This window comes from Chthonomonas sp. (assembly GCF_035294505.1).
GTDB lineage: Bacteria > Armatimonadota > Chthonomonadetes > Chthonomonadales > Chthonomonadaceae > Chthonomonas.
Genome location: NZ_DATGKU010000049.1, coordinates 1 through 11,375, shown reverse-complemented (window position 1 = coordinate 11,375; position 11,375 = coordinate 1). Strand labels below are relative to the sequence as shown.

Below are 11,375 nucleotides of genomic sequence, written 5' to 3'. Positions count from 1 at the left end.
AAAGCCCATTCTCGGTGTGGATGTTTGGGAGCACGCCTACTATCTAAAGTACCAAAATCGCCGTGCCGATTATCTCAACGCTTGGTGGAACGTCGTGAATTGGGACGAGGTCGCCAAACGCTACGAGGCGGCGTTAAAGGGCTAAAATCTCCTTGAAGGTGCTTCAGGGCGCTCCGCAAGGAGCGCCCTGTGCCGTTGAGACTACTTTTTAGGAGGGTGCGTTTTCGAGGCTGCCTTATGCGGTTTTTCCTCCGGCAACACCACGGCGGAGGTAAGGGTATCCCCTATCTGCAGATGCTCCACCACATCCATGCCGCGCACCACTTTGCCGAACACACAGTACTTGCCATCGAGGAAATTGTTGTTGCTTAGGTTGAAATAGAACTGACTGTCGCCGCTGTTAGGGTCTTGGGCGCGGGCAAGCCCCACCGTGCCTTTGTTGTTGGGCAAGCCGGCTTCCAGAGGAACGGTGGTGCCGGAACCGTGCGTGCCGATGGCATGCGCGGCAAACTCGCTGGTAGGCAGCCCTTTGGTCTCTGGATCGCCCAACTGCACCACAAAGCCCGGCTCGACACGGTGCACCTTAATGCCATTGTAGAACTTTTGACGCACAAGCGCTAAGATGTGGGCGACCGTTTTGGGAGCCTGTTTCGGAAAAAGCTCAATTACCACGGTGCCTTTTTTCGCGAAATGTAGGGCCACTTCGGGGTTGGCCGCAAAGGCTAGGGTGGGGCACCCAAAACTTAGAGCAAAGAGCAGAGTCGTTGCCCCTATTCCCTTTTGGACAAGAAAGCGATTCACAGAAAACCTCCTGTAAAAATTAGTGGATGACGATGCTTTGGATGCGATCGCCCTGTTGGATTTTCTTTACCTGATCCATCCCCTGAACGACCCGCCCAAACACGCAGTAGTCGCCGTCCAACTGTTTATTATCCACGAGATTGATGAAAAACTGGCTATCGCCGGTATCGGTGCGGGGGGCGCTGAGCGCCAGGGCGATAGTCCCGGGCAAGTTGGTGAGATCGTTCCCCTCAAAAGGAACGGTCTGCCCCGATCCGCCAGCGCCTAGGAGATACTTCATGGCCACCTGCTGGTCGGTAAGGCCGCGCAGCTTTCTACCGTCAATTTTTTTGGAGGCCGGATCGCCCGCTTGTGCCACAAAGTTGGGTATGACTCGGTGAAAGAGGATGCCGTTGTAGAACCCCTCCTTGCAAAGTTGTACGAAATGGGCCACGGTTTTGGGGGCTGCTTTCGGATAAAGCTCTATCTCGATGGGCGCCAAGCCCTCCACCTGAAGCGTGGCGTGAATGGCGGTGGGTTCGTATTTGGCAAAGAGCTGCTCCTGCTGCGCAATGGGTAGTTTGGAGCTTTGCGCCGACGGAGCTGGAGGAGTTAGTTGGGTGGTGTCGGGTTGATCTTCGGGGGGTAGTTCCCCTCCCGGATGTACCCGAGAGCTATAGGCGGCTAGGCCTAAGGCAAACACTATCAGCAGAATCAACACAATGATCGGTCGGTTGCGCATAGAGCGATCTCCTTCAAAGATATTCTTTTTTATGAGACCTCTGCTCAGGAGAAGGCTTTGCTAAGCCATAATGTATACGGAGAATAGATCGGCTCTGAGTGCCCAAGGTGGCGAGAGGCCGAAGTGGAGGAACGGAAAACAGGTGGGATACCGGCGCTTTCAAGGTGGGATCGATCTTCATGCCCATACAACGGCTTCCGACGGCGATCGGTCGCCAACAGAGCTGGTTCAGCTTGCCAAAGAGTTGGGTTTGGAAGCCATCGCCATAACCGATCACGACACCGTAGAAGGGGTGGAGGAGGCTCTGAAGGCAGGGCAAAAATATGGCATCGAAGTTGTTCCCGGCATCGAGATAAGCGCCGTGGTGGATAAAGGACAGTGCCATCTGTTGGGCTATTTCGTAGACCCCACCAATTCCCAGTTGAGAGAGCGACTCGGAGTGCTGCGGGCCGCACGTGATGCCCGTAACCGTGCGCTTGTGGAGCGTCTGAACCAGATGGGCATTCCTATTACGCTACAGGCCGTTGCTCAGGAAGCCCAAGGGGAGCTTTTGGCCCGTCCCCACTTCGCTAAGGTGATGGTGAAACTCGGCGTGGTTTCAAACGTGCAGGAGGCCTTTGACCGCTATTTGGCCGACGGTGTGTTGCCGGGCATCTCAAAAGAAAAGCTTCCCCCCGAAGAGGCCATCGCCCTTATTCATCAGGCCGGGGGAGTAGCCGTGCTAGCACACCCGAATAATTTGAAACGCAGCCCTGAAGCCATTGAAGAGCGAATTCGAGAATATCAGGCGATGGGTTTAGACGGTATCGAAGCGCGCTATAGTGCCCATACGCCGGAAGATACGACACGCTATTTGACGCTTGCCGAGCGGTTAGGGTTGCTCACCACCGGCGGCTCGGATTTTCACGGGTACTCGGTGAAGCCGCAGGTTCATCTCGGCCACGTGGAGGGTGACCGTCCCGCTCCCTATGCCCTGCTTGAGCCTCTTCGCTTTCGCGCAAAACATCGCAAGACCTCACACTAGCGGCTTTCCTGTCTCGCCCGGCCTGTCATGGGCAAGGATGGGCTGCCCCACAACTTGCGCCGAGGCATCCGTAAATCGGTTCTAGAACCGGTTCCACTTAACCGTCAGTCTCCACAACCCATCCCCCAAGGCCGACGGTGCTGCGCACAGCGCCTTTTCCCTCAGGGGTTACTCCTACAACCATCACTATCAACCAACCTGCACCGTAGGACGGCCCTGCTCGCAGTGCGCGGTTTCAATCCCCCCTACAACCATCACTATCAACCAACCTGCACCGTAGGGGCAGGCCGTGTGCCTGCCCAACAAAATATAGCAATCCCAATGGGGTAACCAAATACCCCTACATGCTCCTCACCCTAACCCTCTCAAAACACACACGCACTTGTCCTCAGAACTGTTGGGAGGTGAAACTTAAGATTTCTCGCCTTCGGCTCGAAATGACAGTCGTATCATCGGCTCTTCAAGCCCCCACCCCCCGCCCCTCAAGGCCGACGGCCTCCCTCTCAATGCCCCACCCATCCCCTATCAGGAAGAGGAGGGACTAATAAGTTCATTGGCAATTTTCTGTGATAATCTTCCCTCCGATAACTAACCATGACCGCCCCCTTTCTCCCTAATAGGGGGAAAGGCCGGGATAGGGGGCGAGCAAGATAGGCTTGCTGTGCTAACTGGCTCTAGAGCCGCAGGATCGGCAGTTTGTACAGCCCCCACCCCCCGCCCCTCAAGGCCGACGCTGGGGTCCCCAGAAAATCGCAAGATTTTCTGGGGCAGGGCGCCCTCCCCCTCCCCCAATTTGGGAGAGGAGCACCTAGCGGTGAGCGTCCTAGCAGACGGCGCCTTTGCGGCCTGTCTGATTCCCTTAATCGTCTCTTTCTCTGGCCGCTGCATCGCCGTGAGCTAGCACCTCCCTAATAGGGGGAAAGGCCGGGATAGGGGGCGAGCAAGATAGGCTTGCTGTGCTAACTGGCTCTAGAGCCGCAGGATCGGCAGTTTGTACAGCCCCCCGCCCCTCAGCGGCCTGTTTTATTCTCGTCATCGCCTATCTCTCTGGCCGCTGCATCGTCAAGGCCGACGCCCTTCCCCTCATCTGCGAAGACCGCTGCTGTGCTGTTTGCGAAGACCTCTGTGTTGCGAGAAGAAAAAACAGACACCCCATCCTCTAACTCCATCTACAGCGGCATGGGAGGAGAGGATGGGGCGTTTAGGCTATAGAGCTAAGCCCTTAGTCTCTAGTGAACATGGCGTCGGTAACCTGTGATTGATGCAGGGGCTTCACATGCCCATCACCCCACACAATGTTCGCCAGCCCGTGCTCGGTGATGGTCTGAGTCTGCGTATCCACCGTTTTATGCGAGTCGACATGGCGAAAATCCATTGTGGGGGTACCGTACCATTGGCTCGGTGGGTCAATGGCGGGAGTCTCCACCATCTGGCCGTTTCCTCCGTACCAAGGGGCGTTGTAGTAGCCCGAATCGGAGAACATGATCTTGTCGGCAGGGGCGCTAAGCGAAGCCAGGGTGGCCGGGTTGACCGGTGGCCATAGCTGTCCGCTCATGCAGGCGGTGTTCATGTAGCAGTCCGAGCCGAGATAGCCCCAGTTGTAGCCATAGCCGATGTCGGCGCCGTAAAGCAGTTGCCCTGTCCAATCGGGGCAGCGCTGCATCTCCTTGTTTTTCATATAGGGGTAGAGAGGGCCTTTCGTTAGGTCACACGTCTCGTTGGGATAGGTACCGGTAATGTGCCCCATCCAGTATTCGGCTCCGGTGGCATCGTAGTAGACGTAGAGCGGGAAGGTTTCGTCGTAGTCTTCGAGATACATTTGGGTGGCGAGGCCGATTTGGCGCAGGTTGGAGGCGCAGCTGATCTGCCGAGCCTTTTCTCGCGCTTGGGCGAAGACAGGGAAAAGAATGGCTGCTAGTATAGCGATTATAGCTATAACTACTAACAGCTCAATTAAGGTGAATGCGCGCCGGGCGCTCTTCCTAAAAAGGTTGACTTGCATACGATTCGCTCCTTTCGTCGTTTTGGGTTTCGTTCGGTCTGACCTCAGAAGAGGCAGATCGGACTTCGAGGAGCGAGGAGGATGCTCGATGTGCTATAGAGGCTAAATGGGGTACGAAGTTGCCAATACACGTTCGTGCATCACACCCTCTCTCTCGAAGGGCTTACGTGATGCGTCGCAGGCGGGCATTCGGGCTTACCCACACCCGAAGGTTGGGGTGGGATACCGCAGCGGGACTGCGCCGGATTCTCACCGGACTTCCCCCGTATTTCAGCCACGCGATGACGCGCAGCCACTGCGACTATGAAAATTGTCAAGGGACTTTATTATGACGGAGGGAAGGGGTTTTTGTCAATGGACAGGAGCCTCTTGGACGAGGGCCTTTGCAAAAACGAGCTGTTTGAGGTAATTTAAAGGTGCTTGCGCCTGTAGCTCAGTGGATTAGAGCACCAGTCTTCGGAACTGGGTGTCGGGGGTTCGAATCCCTCCAGGCGCGCTTTTTGCAGTCCCATCACCCATGAAGGAAGAAGAAATAGGCCAACTGTTGGTTCCCTCATTGTAAGCCTCTAGTCCCTCCCCACTACTTAGGAAGAGAACACCTCTCGGTGAGCACCTTAAGGCCGACGGTGCTGCGCACTGTACCTTTTCCCTCAAAGGTTACCCCCTACAACCATCACCATGAACCAATGTACACCGTAGGGGCAGGCCTTGTGCCTGCCCAACAAAATATAGCAATCCCAATGGGGTAACCAAATACCCCTACATGCCCCTCATCCTAACCCTCTCAAAACACACGCACTTGTCCTCAGAACTGGTGGGAGGTGAAACTTAAGATTTCTCGCCTTCGGCTCGAAATGACAGTTGTGGCATCAGCTCGAAATGACAGTTGTTTATCTCGTCTTCGGCTTGAAATGACAGGCGCATCGCCGGCTCTTCAAGCCCCCACCCCCACTCCCCTCCCCCAATTTGGGAGAGGGGAGACCAGTAAGCTTATTGGCAGTTTTCTATGATAACCACCCCTTGAAAACTCAACACAACCGCCCCCTTTCTCCCGAATCGGGGGAAAGGAAGGGATAGGAGGCGAACAAGACAGACTTGCTGTGCTAACTGGCTCTAGAACACTCCCTCCCTTGCATATCTATTCACCCCTTACCCTCATTTACAGCACCTCTACTATCCCCACCTAGAGCACAAAAATCTCATAAAAAATTTTTTCTTCACTCTCATAAAACCACTTGACATATCCTTGTACCCTGTGTTATCCTGCTTATCGTCTGAACCCGCTCCCCCATTGAGCACAGACCTACAACACATGTCCAACCTTGGCCATTCTGAGGCGACCTCCTCTCCTTCGAGAGACCTCCTCAGTCCTCTTGGCGTAGAGAAACCTATTCCAAACTCCATTCCTAGCCCTATTGCATTAAATACCAGGAGGGCAGGTGTATATGACTTGCCTTCCTGGTATCCACATCTTCATCTAGTGAGGAGACGATATAGATGAAAGTAACACCGTGCAAAGGCTTGATTGTAAACGGTTGGCTGCGTGCCATTGCAATCTCTTACCTGCTACTGCTTCCTGCGGCGTCGGCAACCTCCAAATTCTCTCCCACACTTACCACCAAAAACCTGGCGCTGCCTCCCAACTCTGTGTGTGCTTATTGGTTGGATGCAAGACGACTTTTCATTATTAAGCAGTTCTATGTGCCCAAAGCCCATTTCACTGCTTTTCAGGCTTTTATCTATCAGCTTTCGACCGGGAAACTAGAGCTTTTGACCCGGTTCAATCTTTTTCTGCGGCAGTACTACCTTACAAGTGGTGGAGAGTTCCCTTTCTCACAGCTTTCCTTTAGCCCTGATGCTCAATGGGTTGCCCTCCCGTCCCCTGATTCAGCTTTCGGTAGTAGTGTATTTGGGCATTTTGAAACGAATAATGATGAACCTATAGGAGGATGGCGATACGCATCTGGATCGAAAAGCTATGTGTTTTACAATCTTAGGACAAACCGATATTATCATTTGAACTTTTGGGGAACCGTCGTTCGCAACAGCTTTGCTTGGATGCCTGATAGCCGTCATTGGGTTGTGTTGGTTCATACCGATAGGGCCACAAAACTGCTTAAAGGGGATGTCAGCGGAACATTTGTATCCCAAGTCTGTTCGACACTGCAAGTAGCTCATGGCGGCATTTCCAGCGCTCTAAACCTGGCCAACCCCGAAGATTTGCAACTGATCGGCAGCTTAGATACAACCGATAACGCACTCTGGATAGCGCTCTATCCTAAGTCCGAACAGTCTATTGTTGGCCGACAGCGTGTAGATGCGCAAACCAATCCTTCTTCGGCAACGTTTCAAGAAAGGCAGTGGAAAATACAGTCCTTAGATGATCTGCTTTTTGCTTGTCAGCTTAGTGGAAACAGAGCCTTGGAAGATCAAGCGCTAAAGCTTCTCGATGCCTCGATGACAGGAGAGTTTGTTGAACTACCACTAGACTCGACGAGTAGCAGCAAAAAACGGGTATCTTGTTCCTTTCCTTACCCTGTACGGATCGTACGTGTGCTTCTCTCTCCTGATAAACAGAAAGTAGCATGGTTGACGTTCCTTTCCAATGCAAAACGGGTGTCGCTGGAGTTATGGATTTCAGATCGTTCTGGCAAGGGGCTAAAACGTGTCTGGAGACAGGAGGGTGTGTTTAGCCCATCTACGCTACTGACCTGGCAATGGCTGCCGGACAGCAAGGGATTATCCTATTATGCGCCTATAACAATGGCAAACCAGAAATTACTGATACATATTCTCACACTTCCCTCTGATACGCTCTCCATCGGAAACCAACCATGACCGCCCCCTTTCTTCCTAATAGGGGGAAAGGAAGGGATAGGGGGCGAACGAAGCCGACCTGCTCCACAAACTGCCTCTAGAACCGTGAGATTGTCAGCCCTCACCCCGCCCCCCAGAACGGTGGGAATGGAAACTTAAGATTTCTCGCCTTCGGCTCGAAATGACAGTTGTATCATCGGCCCTTCAAGCCCCCACCCCACCGCCCCTCCCCCAATTTGGGAGAGGGGCACCTCGCGGTGGGCAACTCAGCGGCCAGCCCAGTTTCCGTAATCGTCTTTTTCTCTGGCCGCTGCATTGCTGTCTGCAAGACGAAAGGCCGGGATAGGGGGCGAGCAAGATAAACTTGCTCTATAAACTATCTCTAGAACGGTGAGATTGCCAGCCTTTGCAGCTCCGACGCCCTACTCCTCAGCGGCCAGCACAGTTCCCGTGCTCGTCTATCTCACTGGCCGCTATGTTGCTGTCTGCAAGACGAAAGGCCGGGATAGGGGGCGAACAAGATAGGCTTGCTGTACTAACTGGCTCTAGAACCGGGAGATTGCCAGCCTTTGCAGCTCCGACGCCCTACTCCTCAGCGGCCTGTCTGATTCCCTTAATCGTCTCCTTCTCTGGCCGCTGCATTGCTGTCTGCAAGACGCAAGGACGGGATAAGGGCGAGCAAGAGAGGCTTGCTCTGCTAACTGGCTCTAGAACCCATTTCACAATGGGCAGGTTACCCCCTTTTAGCTAGGGCAGGATCACATTTTGGGTAACCGGCTGGTTGGTAGATTGTAACGTGACCGGCTGGGTAACGCTGCTGCCATCGGGCAGAAACACCACAATGGTATAGCTGCCAGGAACTACCCAAAAGCTGAAGGTGCCTGTGCTGTCGGTATGGGTATTGCCCACCACGGTGCTGCCCTGCTGCAATATGACAGGATAGTTCGGCTGGCCTTGCCCGTTCTTCAGCACTTGCCCGATGATGGTATAGGGAAGCCCCGGCACACTTGAACTGATAGGGACGCCAAGCGAGATGGGGCCGAGAGGGTTCACCCCGGCGATCAGCGGAGCCTGCACGAATATCTGCTTGGTTACGTAGCCGGTGGCCGATACCGAACCGATAGGGATGGTAGGATCGTTACCAAGGCCGACAGGGAGATTGCTGATAGTAAAAGAACCATCCGAGCCGGAAAGCGTGCTGGAACCGCCGATGGTTACGGTGGCGCCGCCCACAGGTTGGTTCTGCCCGTTGACGGTAGTGACAATTTGGCCGGTAACGGAGGCATTATAGCCGGAGGCGGAGAGAAAGATGGTGCCTAAGTTGATGGGCTGGGTGCTTTGAGAGGGCAATTGAAGGTTGAGGGTAAGGGTCTGCTCGCCCTGGGCCGAGACCGTCGCGGTGGTGGCGCTTGAAGGAATGCCGGTAAGGGTGAAGGAGCCGTTGGCGTTGGTGGTGGTGGAGTGCCCTGCAATGCTAACGGTGGCGGCCGGGTTGGGTGGGGCGTCGGTCTCTACTGTGAGGACGGTGCCGATGACGGTAAGGTTGCCGCTGCTAGCACCGCCACCGCCCCCACCGCCGCAGCCGGCCAACAACGCGCCTACCAGGCCGAAAAGAAGCGACCACCCAAGGAGACGCCCCCCTAAGAAGGCTTGTCTGTATCTACTCAACATCCTGTTTTTTCCCATTTTTATGTTAATCGCTCCAGCTTCAAAAAATTTCAACGAATGATTGTGCACGGTACGATGGAACGGGTTTGACGGCCATCAGCAGTCTCGAGCGAAACCTCTACCAGGTAGGTCCCTGTAGGTAAAGCACGGCCTCTATCGTCTTTTAAGTCCCATACCACGCGATTTAGCCCCATAAACACCGCTCGCCCTGCCAGCAGATGGCGCACGGTTTGGCCATTAGAGGCCCGAATCTGAACGCTCGCGGTGCCGGCAACGCTCGTCTCATAAGAGATAGCCGCAAGGCCAACGGCGCGTCCACCGGCAGGTACCAAATCCACATGCAGCCCTGTGAGGATGGGCGTGAGTAGGCTGCGTGGGCTGGCGTCAATGCGGAACTGACGGGTGTATTCATTAGGAGCTGTGGTAAACGTGTAGGCAGCACGACCGTTCATAACCACCCGACTGCCGGTTGTAAGATCGGTAAGAGTCAGCTCCAAGCCGCGCGGAAGGTAGGCCGTGTTGCCCCATTGAAGCGTATAGGTGTGGCTTCCCATGGGCAGAGTGGCCGTTAGTGTCCAAGAGGCCGAGCAATTAAGAGGTCGTATATCGCTGAGGAAGTTCGTTCCTACCACGCGCCCTGCGTTCCATTCCGGATGGGCAAAGAAGAGGGAAAGGGAGTTTCCAGAGAGGAAGGGAGGTGGCGAGGCCGCGTCGAGGGCGGGTACGTAGGCATCGGCCCCTTGGGGCGCCTGCCCCAAGGTGGCAACGGTGGCGCGTCCATCATCGGAGACGAGTGAAAGCGGCAGTCGCCACCCTTCTTGCGGTCGTGGTGCCACATGCAGGGCGCGCGTGCCGATGGGGAGTTTGAGGCGCACACCGCGCGTGCTCAGGTTCGGATTTACGTAGGTTAGCGTAATCCCCTCGGTCACTTTAACGAGAATGAAATAGCCTTGCCATGGCAGCAGTTTATTTTGCTGGAACGGTGAGTTTGCCGGCAGGGTGCCGGTGATATCGGTGTAGGTTCCTGTATTGGGGTCGTAGCCAAACACTCCGGTGGCGATCCAACCGTTTGCGATGGCGGCGGCCAAATTGGCCACCTGGCCTTGAAATTGAAATTCGATTCCGCCCGTGTTGCCCAGCGTGGGGTCTGCCGTGAGATCGAGGGGTTGGGTGAAGGGATCGCCTATTTGGTTCCATCCATACTCCAACCCCACGCTCACCGAGGCCTGAACATCGGTCGAGACACCCAAAATGGGTACCCCGTTTTGCTGCCCTGTGCCGTTGAGCGCCCCTTGGAAGTTGGTCCAAAAGCCGTATCCCGGCTGATAGAGCGGCATGGAGGGGTAGCGCAAGTAGTTATCGCCACCGGCGTCTTGGCGCCACATGGCCAAAAGGGTTTGGCTTGGAGGCAAGCCGAAGACCTGAGCGAGATCGGGAACGAGCGGTTGGATAGGGAGCGACACCATTTGAGGGCCGGCGAGGAACACATGATAGAGAAGTTCGGTTTGTGAGGGCGCATAGAGAATAAAGAGCGAGGAGACGTTGGAGAGGCCTGTGTTCATGTTTGCCTTGCGTTGAAATACGTTGCGCTGATAGGTGATGGGCTGTCCACCACCGGCAGGGGTAAAGGTAAGGGTGACCTGCGTGAAGTTGTCGGGGATGGCCGGGCCACCCACGGCACCAAAAGCGCCTTGAGCGACCGGCGTGTTCACCACGGTGCCGTTGCCGCCGGTGAAGCTTGCCGACAAGGTTCCATTATCGCTGCCGACGACCACTCCGAGGAACTCGTTCGGGCTGCCGTTCCCGTTAATGAACTGATGCACAGGGTAGTAAAGTCGGCTATTCACGCTGTTGATGGGAAAATCGGCCTCAATGCGTTGCGCCTGCGCAATACCGGAAAAGAGCGGCGAGGTATAGCCTTCCCCTCCCACGATGTTGATGGGCTGATCGGCGCCGGTAAGGGTTAAGGTGGCGGTGTAAGAGTAGTCGTAGAAGATAGGGTTGCAGACGCTATTCAGGTCAATCTCATCGCCGGTTGGGGTCGTGTTGTAGTACAGCACGACGATGGCTGCTCCATCGGAAGGGGTGGTGGTGTCCGGAAGGGTAGGGGTAACGAACAAGAACTCCTTCGGGCCAGGGGTTACGCTTGTGTCGAGCACGTACTGCTGCTGGAACCAGGTGGAGAAGGGCTGTCCTTCCACGGTGCCTCCTACGGCGGCAGAGGCAAGCTGCTGCAACCGCACCGTGTCGTTAGCGACCGTATGATCGGCTTGCCAGGCATCGTAATAGGCGTTATTGAAGTTGATGAAAAACTGTGGGTTCTGGATAAAGCATTTCAGCCA

The 11,375-nt window shown here is 55.1% G+C and carries 9 protein-coding genes, 1 tRNA gene and 1 riboswitch; of the genes, 4 read left to right on the top strand and 6 right to left on the bottom strand.

What is annotated here, in order from left to right:
* On the top strand, nucleotides 1-145 hold a 145-nt coding region (locus tag VKV18_RS02275), incomplete at its 5' end, for a Fe-Mn family superoxide dismutase (protein ID WP_324201148.1).
* Nucleotides 146-201: 56 nt separating this feature from the next.
* Here the strand turns inward: VKV18_RS02275 and VKV18_RS02270 are convergent.
* Nucleotides 202-801: a peptidylprolyl isomerase gene (locus VKV18_RS02270; protein ID WP_324202609.1), complete on the bottom strand. Its 600-nt coding sequence runs from the start codon at nucleotides 799-801 to the stop codon at nucleotides 202-204.
* A 19-nt stretch (nucleotides 802-820) separates the two neighbouring features.
* The gene (locus tag VKV18_RS02265; RefSeq protein WP_324202608.1) at nucleotides 821-1,522 is read right to left on the bottom strand and encodes a peptidylprolyl isomerase; all 702 of its coding nucleotides are present in this window, start codon (nucleotides 1,520-1,522) and stop codon (nucleotides 821-823) included.
* A 142-nt stretch (nucleotides 1,523-1,664) separates the two neighbouring features.
* Between VKV18_RS02265 and VKV18_RS02260 the strand changes: the two genes are divergently transcribed.
* Complete coding sequence (locus VKV18_RS02260) at nucleotides 1,665-2,546, top strand: PHP domain-containing protein (RefSeq protein ID WP_324202607.1); 882 nt, start codon at nucleotides 1,665-1,667, stop codon at nucleotides 2,544-2,546.
* A 1,010-nt stretch (nucleotides 2,547-3,556) separates the two neighbouring features.
* On the opposite strand, the gene VKV18_RS02255 is transcribed toward VKV18_RS02260, so the two are convergent.
* A complete protein-coding gene (locus VKV18_RS02255) occupies nucleotides 3,557-3,697 on the bottom strand; it encodes a hypothetical protein (RefSeq protein WP_324202606.1) in 141 nt (46 codons plus the stop codon).
* Nucleotides 3,698-3,768: 71 nt separating this feature from the next.
* Nucleotides 3,769-4,548 (bottom strand): type II secretion system protein, encoded by a 780-nt coding sequence (locus VKV18_RS02250; RefSeq protein WP_324202605.1) that lies wholly within the window; start codon nucleotides 4,546-4,548, stop codon nucleotides 3,769-3,771.
* Nucleotides 4,549-4,711: 163 nt separating this feature from the next.
* Nucleotides 4,712-4,860: riboswitch (cobalamin riboswitch) on the bottom strand.
* Between the two features lie 110 nt (nucleotides 4,861-4,970).
* Between VKV18_RS02250 and VKV18_RS02245 the strand changes: the two genes are divergently transcribed.
* Both VKV18_RS02245 and VKV18_RS02240 read left to right on the top strand, forming a co-directional pair.
* Nucleotides 4,971-5,044, top strand: a tRNA-Arg gene (locus VKV18_RS02245).
* A 1,001-nt stretch (nucleotides 5,045-6,045) separates the two neighbouring features.
* A complete protein-coding gene (locus VKV18_RS02240) occupies nucleotides 6,046-7,386 on the top strand; it encodes a hypothetical protein (protein WP_324202604.1) in 1,341 nt (446 codons plus the stop codon).
* A gap of 726 nt (nucleotides 7,387-8,112) precedes the next feature.
* Here VKV18_RS02240 and VKV18_RS02235 read toward each other — a convergent pair.
* Complete coding sequence (locus VKV18_RS02235; RefSeq protein ID WP_324202603.1) at nucleotides 8,113-9,036, bottom strand: carboxypeptidase regulatory-like domain-containing protein; 924 nt, start codon at nucleotides 9,034-9,036, stop codon at nucleotides 8,113-8,115.
* 47 nt (nucleotides 9,037-9,083) lie between these two features.
* Nucleotides 9,084-11,375 (bottom strand): FlgD immunoglobulin-like domain containing protein (locus VKV18_RS02230; RefSeq protein ID WP_324202602.1); only part of this gene is annotated, 2,292 nt, incomplete at its 5' end.